Consider the following 14,532-nt stretch of genomic DNA (forward strand, 5'->3'; position numbering starts at 1 on the left):
TTTCAATTAGATATTTTCCTTCGACCACTAGACATCTATTTCACCGTGTCGAACGATGAGAAAGGCATTAAACAAGCCATTGATAAAATTAAACTGTACAAGCCTCAGAGGATTGTCATAGAAGCCACTGGCAGGCTTGAAATGCCGTTTATTATGGAATGCGCCAAAGCCAAATTGCCGTTTGTGATTGCCAATCCAATTCACATCAAACGCTTTGCAGGTGCAATTGGTCAGAGAGCTAAAACAGACAAGCTAGACGCTCAATTAATTGCTCACTACGGTGATGTCATCAAGCCTAAGTTATCTCAGTTAAAGTCAGAAACCATGCAGGCTATGAGCGATTTAGTCGCTCGGCGAAATCAACTGTTAGTGATGCAAACGATGGAGAAAAATCGGTTGCAGATATTGCCTAAAGCGCTAGCGATGACAATTAAGCCCATCCTCACTGCATTTAAAAATCAAATTGCTAAAGTAGAAAATAAAATCGTTTCACTTATCGAATCATGCTCTGATTATCAAGCGAAAAATGCCATCCTTCAAAGCATGAAAGGTATTGGAAAAATTGCCTCCGCATCCATTATCAGCAACCTGCCCGAGTTAGGTTATATGACCAACAAACAAGCTTCTGCATTAGTCGGTGTCGCGCCTATGAATCGTGAAAGTGGACGCTTTAAAGGGCTTAGAAAAATCCAAGGTGGACGCCATCAGGTCAGAACCGTTTTATACATGGCGATGATGTCTGCAATACAAAGCAACCCCGTTTTTAAGGAAATGTATCAGCGTCTCGTAGAAGCAGGAAAGCCCAAAAAAGTAGCGATAATAGCTTGCATTAGAAAGATGGTCGTAATCTTAAATTCGATGCTCAGAGATGGAGTAATGTGGGAAGCAAATTAGCTATTGACGCCATAGTCTCTTGTTATACACCGAACTATTTATTAATTGAAAGAACTACGTAATAAAAGACGAATACCAATGTCAGCAAACCTACTGAGGAGCACATACCTCTTCCGTAATTACGTTCCGCACTGAAGCCCGTATCGAATGACTTTGGATAAGTACCTAAAGTAAATATTTTACATATCGGCCAGCCTACCCAATAGCAAATGGTATAAAAAAATACTTCTGCGAGTATGTAACCAATAGCTCGAAAAAATCCACTAACTATCTCTTCCATCCACAAATTTCCAATAGGTGTATAACGCCTGCGCTCTGCGGAAATTTAGGAGCGCTAGCGAGTAAATTTTCCGTAGCAGCGCCTTGTTATGCATTTTGCGCCACTTTGGTTGTATTGAAGCCTTCCTCTGGGGTGGGAGCCATAAAATACTTTGTAACCTGCTCAAACATATCTGGTGTATCAGTTGCCGCTCTTTCAGGCTGTTCTTCGCGCCGTTTTTCAATCTGTTTTAAACAGACCTCATTTGACAAGTCGATGTATACCAAATTATGTGGAGCTTCAACCTCGGAGAAAATACTCCGAAACCAATCTCTTTGTGACGGAGTATTTGCCGGGAAGTCCATTACCACATTGGTTCCCGCAGACAACATGGATTGAACAAGCTTTTTAATCTGAGGCTTAAGTAGATTTGAATATTCGATATAGTCATTTAGTGATGAAATCTTATTTGGGTAAAGTGACGCAAGCCATTCATCTTCTGAAAACAATACTGTATTGCCTTTCTGTGCGATTTCGCTAGCTTTGGTAGATTTTCCTGCACCCATTTTTCCACAGAAGAATATCAATGTTCCTTTGTTCATCGTTGCTCTCTATTTTGATGCATAACGCCGCGCACAAGGGCCGGAACGTAGTTGGTTGTTTTGTGGTAGCGTAAGCGTTAAGCCACAAAACGAGCAACGCAGTGGAGGTCCAGCCACGAAGTGGCGTGCTTGGTGCGCCTTGTTATGCACCGCAAATATTCTGTTTTGTGACCGGTTTATACGGAAGGATTTGACTAGCTTCCGTATGAAATTGGAATTTTGCTGCAATCTCTTTACCATTCTTCTTTTTATAGGTATCAACATACCCAAAAACAGGGCCTTTTTCATAATACAGGATATAATAAGTCGATCTAAAACGATCCGTAAGCTCACATTCTGCCAATACCTCCCAAGATTCAGGCTTTCCATAATACGCCTCAACCTGCCCAATCATATTCTCCTGCGCCAGAACAGACTTTTCATTTTCTAAAGTCGACCCTTTAATCATCTCAGGGATAAATGCAGATTTTCCATTTTTTAAATAGGCGTCCATTGCTTTTATTAAAATTTCTGGTGGCTCGCAGTACGCACTTAACGAGAACATTAATATACCAATAGAAACTAAATACTTCACTTACTGCTCCTTACTTTGATTTGCATAACGCCGCGCACAGGGGCGGCCAAATAAGCGCAGCGTTTTGGACGTCCCAGCGACCAGCGGGAGCGATTGCTGCGCTTTGTTATACTCTAAATCCATTTCTGGTCTTCACTTGATACTGTGACATCGCTTTCTAGCTCACCAGTATGTGCTGTACTAGATGGCTCTATCATCATAAAGTGAGTGTCGGGTTCTGCGCGAGGGCAGTGCTCGACTCCTTTAGGCACAACAAACATATCACCAACATCCAGCTCAATATTTTTATCACGGAGCTGTATCGTAAGATGCCCTTTAAAAACTATAAATAACTCATCTTCGTTTTCATGTTGATGCCAAACAAGCTCACCACTACCTTTAGCTATTTTTACAAGCTGACCATTAGATTCAGCAATAACTTTAGGGGTCCACTCTTCCGTAAACAACTCAAATTTTTGGCTAATTGAAATCTTACTCATAATTTTCCTTGAAGGTATAACAGTAACTTACTGCGAATTCTCGGTATCCCCGCATTTGAACAGGCGTAAATCACATCAATTCGCTCATTTTTTTTCAATATTCTCAGGAGTATAGCCACTATTTCTGACCCTGCCACCAACAACTGTTTTGATCAAAGCGAGACTTGGGATTTACACAGGTCCCTGTAAATGCAATTTACTCAAATTTTTACTTTTAATAATCAACTACATACGAAATTTCTGTGGTACAAACGAGACTTCCTGTGTGTGAAAGCGAGAATTATTTCTCTGCTCTTGCAAGCTCTCTGCTCTTACAAGCACTATCTTATGAACGCTAATCCATCCACCGAAGATTCCTCTGCGAATGCAGTATCAAAAAAAGCAAAAGTGTTCGTTGTGAAGGATGTGTTAAGCGGCCTTGTTCTCGCAGAATTCTCACAATTTGAAATGCATATATTCAAGCGTTGGGGTTTGGATAAATACAAATATAGCGCCGCCATATAAATTCAAATCATTGTCTTGTATAATCCGCGCCCGATTCAAATTTGTACAGTTTTACAGCAATCAGATTCATAGGCGACGCATGACCGTAAACCAGTTTGACCCCAAGCAAACCACGACATTGGATACTCCAAAAAAAGTAATTGAAGCGCAAGCGAAAGCTGGCTCTCAGGAAGCCGAAGGTAGCCAAGTCGACCGTATTCCACGCATTGGGTTTATTTCGTTAGGTTGTCCGAAAAACTTGGTGGATTCTGAGCGCATCCTAACGCAACTTCGCACCGAAGGTTACGATGTTGTGCCTACCTTTGAAGATGCGGATTTAGTGATTGTTAACACTTGTGGTTTTATTGATAGCGCGGTTCAAGAATCCCTCGATACCATTGGTGAAGCATTGGCGGAAAATGGCAAAGTCATTGTAACCGGCTGTTTGGGTGTAAAAGAAGATGAGATTCGCGAAGTTCATCCTAACGTGTTAGCTATTACCGGCCCACATGCTTATGAAACCGTTGTAGAGCAAGTCCACGACCATTTGCCGCGCCCTTCTCATAATCCGTTTGAACACTTAGTGCCAGCACAGGGCGTTAAGCTTACACCACGTCATTATGCTTATTTAAAAATATCCGAAGGCTGCAATCATCGCTGTACTTTCTGCATTATTCCTTCGATGCGAGGCGATTTAGTGAGCCGCCCGGTTGGCGACATTCTCAGTGAAGCTCAACGCCTAAAAGACGCTGGCGTGAATGAAGTGTTAGTGATTTCGCAAGATACCAGTGCATACGGTGTGGATGTTAAACACCGCACGGGTTTTTGGGATGGAATGCCAGTAAAAACCGACATGATTGGTTTGTGCGAACAGTTAAGCCATTTAGGTATTTGGGTGCGCTTGCATTACGTATATCCATATCCGTCGGTTGATAAAGTGATTCCGTTGATGGCGCAAGGTAAAATCTTGCCGTATTTAGACATCCCTTTTCAACACGCCAATACCCGTATTTTGAAGTTGATGAAACGCCCAGCCGCTACAGAGCGAACGTTAGAGCGCATTAAAAAGTGGCGAGAAATGTGTCCTGAGTTAGTCATTCGCTCTACGTTTATTGTAGGCTTCCCCGGTGAAACTGAAGTGGAATTCCAAGAATTATTGGATTTCTTAGATGAAGCACAACTTGACCGTGTGGGCTGTTTTAAATACTCAGACGTAGAAGGTGCAACCGCTAACGGCCTGCCGGACCCGGTTCCTGAACATGTAAAAGAAGAACGCTACGAGCGTTTTATGCAAAAGCAGCAAGCCATTAGTGCAGCGCGCTTACAACAGCGCATTGGTCACATTATGATGGTGATTATTGATGAAGTGGACGAAGAAGGTGCGATTGGTCGCACCTACGCCGATGCCCCCGAAATTGATGGCATGGTGTATTTAAATGGCGATATGGACGTTAACCCCGGCGACTTCGTTGAGGTATTAATTGAACACGCCGATGAGTATGACCTTTGGGGTACTCGGGTAACAGAAGAAGATTAGAGGAAAACTAAACGCTATGTCGATGAATTTGCCACTGAGTTTATTGCAGTATCAAGGGCCGATGTTAAAAACCTTAGGTAGCATTGCGTTATCGTCCGTGCTGCCTAAGAAGCGTATGAAGCGCAATCCTGAACATATCGACGATGTGCACGTTGTGCTCCCCACGCCACCGCCCGATTTGGTGAATTTATATCGACGCTGGTGTACTTACTCTGTTCTCACTGAAAATGGCAATGCGCCGCTAGAGTCAAACCAAGAATTACCCCCCCACCTATTCTCTCAATTCGCCCTTTCAATTTGTGCCAAGCAACTAAAGCAAACCCGCTATAAGCTTTCTAATATTCTAAACCAAGGTGTCGGCCTTACTGTGCATCATCCTATTCCAATGGGCGAAGCGCTGCATGTAACCTGTAAAATGCTAGAAATTAAGGAAGAGAATAACCGTGCCCGATTACACCAAGAATTGCACATTGGCACCCAGAACAATCCTCATTGTTATACCGCTTCTTTTCATACTTTGTTTATTCTTGGTAAAAGCAAAAAGGATAAACGCCATTCACCATCGATAGAAGGTTATCGTCGCGTTGGAAAATGGATTGTTGCCCCTAATGACGGCCTTAATTTCGCACTCTTAACCGGCGATTTAAACCCGATTCATTGGATCAGCTTTGTCGCGAAAATGTCGCCTTTTAAGCGCAAGGTGCTGCATGGTTTTGGCATGTTTACTCGCACCATTGAAACGCTACAAGCAAGTGAGGCCGAACCCATCAAGTCGATTAACGTGCGTTTTATTAGCCCTGCATTTTTAAACGGTCAATTGGTGTCGGTAATGCTATCGGAGGCAAAAAAAGAGGGTGAGCGTCATTTAGCGTTAATAGACCAAAACGGGAAAGCTTTAATGTTAGGTTCAGTCGAGATTTAAGCCTTAGCGATTCTTGCGTGTATCTCTGTGCTTTTGGTGACTATTGCTTGCAGAGGTTTTCTCCACATTCTCAGCGGAGTCTGCCTCGGGGTTCAAATCGGTATCGGTATCGGAGTCAGAATCAGACTCAAAATCAATATGTTCAAAGACGCTGGCACCAAGGCCATTATTCATTAAATCCTGCTGCTCATAGCCTTTGACTTTGTTTTTCAATTCACCAATTTCATCTTCATAGCGCAGTGTGTTGTCGTTCATTCCTGTTACTCGCTCCACCAGCCCTGAAATTATGCGATCTTTAATCGACTCGCGAATGCGTGCTGGCATACGCCGGAATTGTTCATCAGCAATTAACATCACTACCATATCAGTAGCGGAGGTCACGGTAGCAGAGCGCGGCTCTTTGCAAATAAAGCCAACTTCCCCAATAAAATTTCCCGGCAATAACTCACCAATTTTCCGGCCTTTATGAAAAACATCCGCTCTGCCAGCCAAAATGATATAGAAGAAGGGTTCCTGCGCGCCTTCTTTAATAAAGGTCTTATCTGCTCGAATACGTTTAATGTTCTGAGTTAACTTCAGAACCATTTCCCTTTCGGCTACCGTTAAATCTTTAAATAATGGAATTCTTGGCAGTATTTCCATTAATTTAATTTTGTTCATTTGACTACCTGTAACCCTAATCGAGCGCCCTCAATTGCATCGTCACGATTCTTCGTGTTGCTCTGACGCTTCCGCCAACGCTGCATCCGATTTATCAACCAGCGCTTTATCCAACTTTTTCGTGGTTTGCACACCGAGTTTGCGAAATTCCTCTGTACGTCGAATCAAGTTACCACGCCCGGTTGAAAGCTTATTAAAGGCATCGTTATAAGATGATTGTACCGAGGTAATGTTTCGACCGAGTTTTTCCATATCGGTTACAAAACCGTGGAATTTATCGTATAACTTGGCCGCTTTATCCGCGATTTCTTGCGCATTTTGGTTTTGATATTCGTATTGCCAAATATTATTAATCGTTCTTAAAGCTACCATTAAGTTGGTTGGACTAACCAACATAATATTAGCGTCCATGGCTTGTTTGATTAAATCCGGCGCTTGTTCCATGGCTAATAAATACGCAGGTTCAACCGGCACAAACATTAGAATATAGTCTAGCGTATTCACACCTAGTAGGGTTTGATAATCCTTTTTACCCAATTCTTTAATATGCACTCGCAAAGAATTAACATGATCTTTTAAGTGGCCTTGCTTTAAAGTGTCATCCTCTTCATTAAAGTATTGTTCATAAGCACTCAAGGAAACTTTTGAATCGATAATGACGTCTTTGTTTTGCGGTAAATGCACAACCACATCGGGCTTAAAAGCTTTGCCTTTTTCATCTTTCAAATGTTCTTGGGTGATGAATTCATGACCTTCACGCAATCCAGATTCCACCAGAATACGCTCTAATACAATCTCGCCCCAATTCCCTTGTTGCTTGTTGTCGCCTTTTAGCGCTTTGGTTAACGCTGCGGCTTCTTGGGTAATTTGCTGATTTAATTCCTTTAATCCCATAATTTCAGTTTTCAGCGAGGCTCGTTCTTGTCCTTCACGGATATGTTGTTCCGACACCTGCTTTTTAAACCCTTCAATTTGCTCTTTTAACGGATTCAACAGCGCATCTAATCCGGCTTTGCTGGTTTCGGTAAATTTGTCGGATTTTTGCTGAAAGATTTTATTAGCGAGGTTTTCAAATTGCGTTTGCAGGCGAATTTCAGCTTCTTGTAACAACGCCAGTTTTTCTTCGTTTGCTTTGTTGGTTTCGGCATGTTTTGCGTTAGCCGCTTGGTATTCACTTTCTCTCAGCGATAGCGCTTCTCGACTTTCCTCATAGCGGCTTTGCCAATCCTGACTTTGTGCTTGCAACTGCGAAATACGAGAGGTGAGTTGGTTCACCTGCTCAAGGTGTTTAGCGGAGGTTTTTTCTAAGTCGGTATTACGATGACGTAATTCATTCACTTCATCTTGAACTCGCTCAAGATCCGCTTTCACTTGCTGATTTTGTTGCTGTTCATATTGCCATTTTTGTTCAAGCGCCTGTTGTGCGAGCTGAGCTTGTTGGTGCTTTTCTGCGTCTGTTTGCATCAAGTCTTGTATCAGCGCTTGCTGGCGTGCGCGTTGCCATAAAATACCAATGACTGCCCCTAAAACAATACCGATCGCTAGCGCAGTCATAGCCGCAAAAATAAGAGAGGAATCCGACATTATCTGTGTGTGTCCTTAAGAAAATACTATTCTGGAAAAATTGTGCGTTAACTCAACCGCTTTGTAAGAAAGCTAGCACGGTTTACGCTAAGAGATAAACAAACTATAGAAACAAAAACACCGTTAGCGAGCGTAACGGTGCTTTCAATTTTACAATGCCTGTCAGGCTAGTGGACGCTTTACTTCAGAGCAATTTTGCCTTTCCACATTGCGGGCCCAACTTCGTGGGCATTTTCACCCGTGCTATCTACCGCAACGGTAACGGGCATGTCTTCTACTTCAAACTCGTAGATGGCTTCCATTCCCAAATCTTCGAACGCAACAACGCGCGATTTCTTAATGGCTTTGGACACCAAATACGCCGCACCGCCCACAGCCATCAAGTACACGGACTTGTGTTTGGCAATGCTTTCAACGGTAGCTGGACCACGCTCAGCTTTACCAATCATACCCAACAAGCCAGTTTGGTCGAGCATCATATCGGTGAATTTATCCATACGTGTTGCCGTAGTAGGGCCAGCCGGGCCTACTACTTCATCACCGACCGCATCTACTGGACCCACGTAGTAAATTAAGCGATTTGTGAAATCCACTCCTGCTGGTAAACCTTCACCACTTTCAAGCATGGTTTGAATGCGTTTATGAGCTGCATCACGGCCGGTTAATATTTTACCGGAAAGCAATACGGTTTCACCCATTTTCCATTCTTGAATATCTTCAGGTTTCAAGTTGTCTACGTTAACACGGCGCGTATTTTCGCCCACTTCCCACGTGACTTTCGGCCAATCTTCTAATTTAGGCGGTTCAAGTTTTGCTGGGCCTGAACCATCCAAATGGAAATGTACGTGACGTGTTGCCGCGCAATTTGGAATCATCACCACAGGTTTGGAAGCTGCATGGGTTGGCACCGATTTAATTTTGATGTCGACAACCGTCGTTAACCCGCCAAGACCTTGTGCGCCAATGCCCAATGCATTTACTTTTTCGAAGATGTCGAGACGTAGCTTTTCTTCGGTCGTTTCCGCACCACGTTCCATCAATTCTTGAATGTCAACTGGGTCCATTAAGCTTTCTTTTGCCAGCACAGCAGCCTTTTCAGCCGTACCGCCAATACCGATGCCTAACATGCCCGGTGGACACCAACCTGCGCCCATAGTAGGTAAGGTTTTAACTACCCACTCGGCTATGTCATCACTTGGGTTGAGCATGACCATCTTGGATTTGTTTTCTGAGCCGCCGCCTTTAGCCGCAATCATCACTTCAATTTCATCGCCCGGCACCATGTCGATGTGAACCACAGATGGCGTGTTATCTTTGGTGTTTTTTCGGCTTCCGGCTGGGTCGGCAACAATGGAGGCACGAAGTGGGTTATCTGAATTGGTGTAAGCTCGACGTGTGCCTTCGTCTACCATTTGTTGAACCGTTAAATTGGTTTTATCCCATTTCACGCCCATACCAATTTTCACGAAACAGGTCACGATACCGGTATCTTGGCACAATGGACGCTTGCCTTCGGCAGACATGCGAGAGTTGATAAGAATTTGTGCCATCGCATCTTTCGCGGCTTGGCTTTCTTCTTTTTCGTAGGCTTTTTCAACGGCCTTTACGTAGTCTAACGGGTGGTAATACGAAATAAATTGCAACGCATCTTCGATGCTTTCAATAAAGTCCTGCTGACGAATAACAGTCATGTAAGCCTCGTAAAAATGAAATTTACTGGTTGTGTCTGGAGTTAGCGCGATATAATACCTTGCTTGCGTGTATCACTCCATGATTAAGACGCACTTCGTTGTCGTTTCCTAGCTCGGTTAACCTTAAAACGTTAGCCCTATAAGGTTGAATAAGATAGTTTTCATGCTAAATATCCACATCATTCCCCTGAATATTAACACTCAGACCGATGTCACCTCGTTATTTTCTGCTTTTCGCCACTTGCGTGGTGCGGTTTTATTAGATTCCGCTAACAGCCCGCACCCTAACGCTCGTTTTGATATATTTGCGGCAGAGCCAATTATCAGCATTGAGGAAAACACACACTCGCCCAACATTACCTTCGCGCTTGAGTCTCTTCGAACTCAAATTAAAGTCGAAAAGAACAGCAGCACCATAGCGCAAATTGTTTCTCTGCAAAAGCAAGTATTTCAGCACACCGCGATACCCGAAACTCACCTCCCCTTTGTAGTAGGTTGCCTCGGCTATTTTGGCTACGATTGGGGAAAGCAAATTGAGAAAGTGGCTTCCCGTTTTAAAGATGACTACCAAACGCCACGCTTAAGCGTGGGAATTTATACTTGGTCGGTGATTCGAGATGCAGATTCAGGTCAGTATTATTTTTGTTATCACCCTGAGTACCCTCATCCTTCGGTCGCAGAAATAACAGACGCTGATGCTAACAAATCTGAAACGTTATACGACGGTGATGAATTTAAGCTAAGGCGAGATTGGTCCAGTAATGTGACACAGGCTGAATACCTAGCAAAACTTGCGAAAATCCACGAATATTTACTCGCGGGTGATTGTTATCAAATTAACATGGCGCAACGTTTTCATAGCGAATATCAAGGTGACGAGTGGCGAGCTTACTTACGTTTAAGACAAGCCAATACTGCACCATTTTCGTCCTTCATTCGCACCCAACATGGTGCAATCTTAAGTATTTCCCCCGAACGTTTTCTATCAACACAGGACGGAAAAGTTGAGACCAAACCTATTAAGGGGACGCGTCCCAGAGGGGCAAATCCTGAATTAGATGCTAAACTGGCAAGAGACTTGCAAAACGCAGAGAAGGATCGCGCCGAAAACTTGATGATAGTTGACCTCTTGCGTAATGACTTAAGTAAAAATTGCATGCCCGGAAGTGTTCAAGTGCCAAAGCTCTTTGATATTGAAAGCTTCCCCGCTGTTCATCATTTAGTCAGCACCGTTGTAGGAGAATTAAAAGCTAACAGTTCACCACTTCAGTTATTGCAAGATGCGTTTCCCGGCGGCTCTATTACCGGAGCACCGAAAAAACGTGCTATGCAAATTATTGAAGAGCTCGAACCGGATCACCGTCATATCTACTGCGGTAGTATTGGTTATTTGGGTATCAAGGAGGATATGGACAGCAACATCTGCATACGCACATTGTTGTTGGAATCCAATAACATATATTGCTGGGCAGGCGGAGGAATTGTGCTTGACTCTGATGCCAACCAAGAGTTTCAGGAAACACTAGACAAAGTGGCGAAGATCCTACCTGTTTTAAAGCCGTAACAAAACGCCAAATTATAATATGAGGGTATCATGCCAGAAATGAATGAGGTTGAATTCTTAGAGAAGTTTCAGCATTTAAGAACCGTCCCCACTCTACCCGACTTCCCGTTACCCAGAGCAGGGAAAAAGGCAGCGGTGTTATTTCCAGTTGTATGCCGAGACGAGTTATCCGTTATTTTTACGAAACGTTCATCTCACTTAAAACACCATGCAGGCCAAATCTGCCTCCCAGGCGGACGTCACGAGAAAAGCGATACTTGCCTAATGGATACCGCACTACGCGAAACCGAAGAAGAAATTGGTCTTTCCAGAAAATACACGCGAGTAGTCGGTAATTTACAGTCTTTCCGTACATTTTCTGGCTATGAGGTCACGCCTTATGTCGGCTTGGTCGAACCCAAGTTCGACTTGCAAGTCGACCCTAATGAAGTCGCGGGTACATTTGAAGTTCCGCTTTCTTATTTAATGAACCAGAATAACCACATCAATTACCCTGTGCACCGCAAAGGAGTGGATTATTCAGTGTATTTTATCCCGTGGAATGACACTTATATTTGGGGGGCAACGGCTGCCTTTATTCGCATCCTGTCTAATCATATTGCCTTAAACTAGGTTAACTTGTTTTCACACTTTTCGCTCTAGCCCGAACCTTTACAGTTGTTTTCGACAAATCGTACTGGTAGGGCTTCCCCAATTTCCCATCCCACGCCAAAATAAGCGCATTATTGATTAAAGTAGTTTATAGAAATGATGATCAGCGTTTTTGATATGTTCAGTATCGGTATTGGCCCTTCCAGCTCACATACCGTTGGTCCGATGCGAGCGGCGAAAGATTTCGTCGTGCAGTTACAAGAACTCAACATTCTGCTCCAAGTGAATTCTGTGCGCGTTGAGTTATTTGGTTCATTGGGACAAACAGGAATTGGACACGGCACTGGCACAGCGGTTATTTTAGGTTTACTTGGACAAACGCCCGAAGAAGTCGATGTAGATCAAATCGAAACCATGTTGTCTGAAGTGGAACGCTCGGCACAATTAAAGTTGGATGGAAAGCACAGTGTTGCTTTTTCTAAGACTGATTCCATCATTTACCACCGTCGCAAAAGCCTGCCCTTGCACGCAAACGGCATGGCAATCCATGCATTTCATGATGACGAAAAGCTGTTTTCACAGTGTTATTACTCTATCGGTGGTGGCTTTATCATTAAAGAAGAAGATTTCGAAGCCAAACAAAATCAAGCCGTCGCTATCGCAGAAACAGAAATCCCCTATCCTTTTGAAAGTGCAGAAGATCTGATGCGTATATGCAAAGAAGAAGGTTTCAGTATCAGTACCTTAATGTTAAAAAATGAAATGCAATTTCAGTCTAAAGAAGCAATTTATGAAAAGCTTTCAGGCATTTGGGAAGTGATGCAATCTTGTGTCCAGCGAGGTATTGATACCGAAGGGATTTTACCCGGCGGCTTGAAAGTAAAACGACGAGCCCCTTCTTTGTATCGAAAATTGTGTAGCGAACGAAATAACGATCCCATGAGTGCGATGGATTGGGTTAACTTATTTGCACTTGCGGTAAATGAAGAAAATGCGGCAGGTAGTCGAGTAGTCACCGCTCCAACTAACGGCGCAGCGGGTATCATTCCTGCCGTACTGAGTTACTACAACAAGTTCATTCGCCCTGTTGATGCTGAAACTGCTTGCCGTTACCTATTAACCGCTGCTGCCATTGGTATTTTGTATAAGAAAAATGCCTCTATTTCTGGAGCCGAAGTAGGTTGCCAGGGAGAAGTGGGTGTCGCTTGTTCAATGGCTGCTGGCGCGTTGACTGAAATTCTTGGAGGCGATCCGAAAGCAGTAGAAAACGCAGCGGAAATTGGCATGGAACATAATTTGGGTCTAACGTGTGACCCTGTAAATGGGTTAGTGCAAGTTCCTTGTATTGAACGTAATGCAATGGGAGCCATTAAAGCGATCAATGCATCACGCTTAGCGATGCGAGGAGATGGTTCTCATAAGGTTTCATTGGATAAAGTAATCAAAACCATGTGGGAAACGGGCAACGATATGAAATCAAAATATAAAGAAACAGCGCGTGGCGGATTAGCCGTGAATATTATCGAGTGCTAAACAACTAATGTTAAAAAGAAAACCCCGTTGGTACTTGCCTAACGGGGTTTTCTTTTCAATCTGGTCTTAAATTGAGGAATACCTTCTGGAAGGTTTACTTAATAAAGGCTAGCCGTTTATTGTACAGGTAAGGTTAAACCTCTAAACATTTTTTCTATGTCATCGTTATTTTTTTGCGTCATTGCTTTTTCAATCACATCTTTAGTTAAATGTGGCGCAAACCGCTCAATAAAGTCATACATATAACTACGCAAGAAAGTGCCTTTGCGGAAGCCAATTTTGGTTGTACTGTATTCAAACAAATGACTCGCATCAATGGTGACGAGATCTTCATCTAATCGATCATCAACCGCCATGGTTGCCACAACACCAATGCCCACGCCCATTCTCACATAAGTTTTGATCACATCAGCATCAGTTGCAGTGAAAACAATTTTTGGCTCTAGTCCTGCTCGGGAGAACGCTTCATCCAATTCTGAACGTCCTGTAAACCCAAAGACATATGTCACTAATGGGTACTTCGCAATATCTTCAATTGAAATAGAGGTTTTGTTGGCTAACTCGTGTTCTTTATTCACGATAATACTGCGATTCCAGTGATAACACGGCAGCATAATCAGGTCGTTATATAAATGCAGCGCTTCAGTCGCAATGGCAAAGTCGGCCTCACCTTTTGCCGCCAAATCACTAATTTGTGACGGCGTTCCCTGATGCATATGCAAAGAAACCTTTGGATATTTATCCATAAACCCTTTAATCACTCCAGGAAGTGCATAACGGGCCTGTGTATGTGTGGTTGCAATGTTGAGTTTGCCTTGGTCGGGCAATGTATGCTCACGAGAGACAGATTTAATACTTTCAACTTTCGCCAGAATTTCACGTGCAATATTAATAATATCGTTGCCCGCTTCCGTTACATGAGTGAGATGCTTCCCGCTTCTTCCGAAGATCTGCACCCCCAGTTCATCTTCTAACATTCTGACCTGTTTAGAAATACCAGGCTGACTTGTGTACAGGCTTTCAGCCGTAGCAGAAACATTCAGATTGTTGTTTAGAACTTCTACTATGTATCGTAGCTGCTGTAACTTCATGATTAACCAACCTAGCTTATTCTTTCTGTCTGTGATGATTTAATATGCGATTTATATCCACTCTAAGA

Annotated in this window: 14 protein-coding genes; 7 read left to right on the forward strand and 7 right to left on the reverse strand. The window is 43.3% G+C overall.

The annotated features are described in order from the left end of the window. The coding region (locus HJG39_RS16135; protein WP_268410652.1) for an IS110 family transposase at window positions 1-894 on the forward strand (894 nt) is incomplete at its 5' end. Between the two features lie 366 nt (window positions 895-1,260). Here HJG39_RS16135 and HJG39_RS16140 read toward each other — a convergent pair. From HJG39_RS16140 to HJG39_RS16150, 3 genes are all read right to left on the reverse strand, one after another. After that, complete coding sequence (locus tag HJG39_RS16140; RefSeq protein WP_268410655.1) at window positions 1,261-1,755, reverse strand: AAA family ATPase; 495 nt, start codon at window positions 1,753-1,755, stop codon at window positions 1,261-1,263. 142 nt (window positions 1,756-1,897) lie between these two features. Then, entirely contained in the window at window positions 1,898-2,329 is a 432-nt protein-coding gene (locus HJG39_RS16145; protein WP_268410659.1) for a hypothetical protein, read from the reverse strand. 113 nt (window positions 2,330-2,442) lie between these two features. Continuing rightward, the gene (locus tag HJG39_RS16150; RefSeq protein WP_268410662.1) at window positions 2,443-2,808 is read right to left on the reverse strand and encodes a cupin domain-containing protein; all 366 of its coding nucleotides are present in this window, start codon (window positions 2,806-2,808) and stop codon (window positions 2,443-2,445) included. Between the two features lie 327 nt (window positions 2,809-3,135). On the opposite strand from HJG39_RS16150, the gene HJG39_RS16155 reads away from it, so the two are divergent. The 3 genes from HJG39_RS16155 (at window position 3,136) to HJG39_RS16165 (ending at window position 5,750) form a co-directional block, all read left to right on the forward strand. Further along, window positions 3,136-3,312: a hypothetical protein gene (locus HJG39_RS16155; protein ID WP_268410665.1), complete on the forward strand. Its 177-nt coding sequence runs from the start codon at window positions 3,136-3,138 to the stop codon at window positions 3,310-3,312. A gap of 79 nt (window positions 3,313-3,391) precedes the next feature. Further along, complete coding sequence (gene rimO / locus HJG39_RS16160; RefSeq protein WP_268410667.1) at window positions 3,392-4,828, forward strand: 30S ribosomal protein S12 methylthiotransferase RimO; 1,437 nt, start codon at window positions 3,392-3,394, stop codon at window positions 4,826-4,828. A gap of 16 nt (window positions 4,829-4,844) precedes the next feature. After that, a complete protein-coding gene (locus tag HJG39_RS16165) occupies window positions 4,845-5,750 on the forward strand; it encodes a MaoC/PaaZ C-terminal domain-containing protein (protein WP_268410670.1) in 906 nt (301 codons plus the stop codon). Between the two features lie 3 nt (window positions 5,751-5,753). On the opposite strand, the gene HJG39_RS16170 is transcribed toward HJG39_RS16165, so the two are convergent. The 3 genes from HJG39_RS16170 to HJG39_RS16180 all read right to left on the reverse strand — a co-directional run bounded on the left by HJG39_RS16170 (window position 5,754) and on the right by HJG39_RS16180 (window position 9,685). Continuing rightward, window positions 5,754-6,410, reverse strand: coding sequence for a cyclic nucleotide-binding domain-containing protein (locus HJG39_RS16170; RefSeq protein WP_268410674.1), 657 nt, complete (start codon window positions 6,408-6,410; stop codon window positions 5,754-5,756). 42 nt (window positions 6,411-6,452) lie between these two features. Next, window positions 6,453-7,994 carry a DNA recombination protein RmuC gene (rmuC, locus tag HJG39_RS16175; RefSeq protein ID WP_268410677.1) on the reverse strand — a complete coding sequence of 514 codons (1,542 nt, stop codon included), beginning with the start codon at window positions 7,992-7,994 and terminating at the stop codon, window positions 6,453-6,455. A 179-nt stretch (window positions 7,995-8,173) separates the two neighbouring features. Further along, window positions 8,174-9,685, reverse strand: a complete 1,512-nt coding sequence (locus HJG39_RS16180; protein ID WP_268410680.1) for a fumarate hydratase — start codon at window positions 9,683-9,685, stop codon at window positions 8,174-8,176. Window positions 9,686-9,848: 163 nt separating this feature from the next. On the opposite strand from HJG39_RS16180, the gene pabB reads away from it, so the two are divergent. The 3 genes from pabB (at window position 9,849) to HJG39_RS16195 (ending at window position 13,373) form a co-directional block, all read left to right on the forward strand. Next, window positions 9,849-11,249, forward strand: a complete 1,401-nt coding sequence (gene pabB / locus HJG39_RS16185) for an aminodeoxychorismate synthase component I (protein ID WP_268410683.1) — start codon at window positions 9,849-9,851, stop codon at window positions 11,247-11,249. Between the two features lie 30 nt (window positions 11,250-11,279). Further along, entirely contained in the window at window positions 11,280-11,861 is a 582-nt protein-coding gene (locus tag HJG39_RS16190) for a CoA pyrophosphatase (RefSeq protein WP_326849270.1), read from the forward strand. 138 nt (window positions 11,862-11,999) lie between these two features. Next, window positions 12,000-13,373, forward strand: a complete 1,374-nt coding sequence (locus tag HJG39_RS16195; RefSeq protein WP_268410843.1) for an L-serine ammonia-lyase — start codon at window positions 12,000-12,002, stop codon at window positions 13,371-13,373. A 116-nt stretch (window positions 13,374-13,489) separates the two neighbouring features. Here HJG39_RS16195 and cysB read toward each other — a convergent pair whose 3' ends face one another. Further along, the gene (cysB, locus tag HJG39_RS16200) at window positions 13,490-14,464 is read right to left on the reverse strand and encodes an HTH-type transcriptional regulator CysB (protein WP_268410686.1); all 975 of its coding nucleotides are present in this window, start codon (window positions 14,462-14,464) and stop codon (window positions 13,490-13,492) included. Between the last annotated feature and the right edge of the window lie 68 nt (window positions 14,465-14,532).

This window comes from Alteromonas sp. a30 (assembly GCF_026788005.1).
GTDB lineage: Bacteria > Pseudomonadota > Gammaproteobacteria > Enterobacterales > Alteromonadaceae > Paraneptunicella.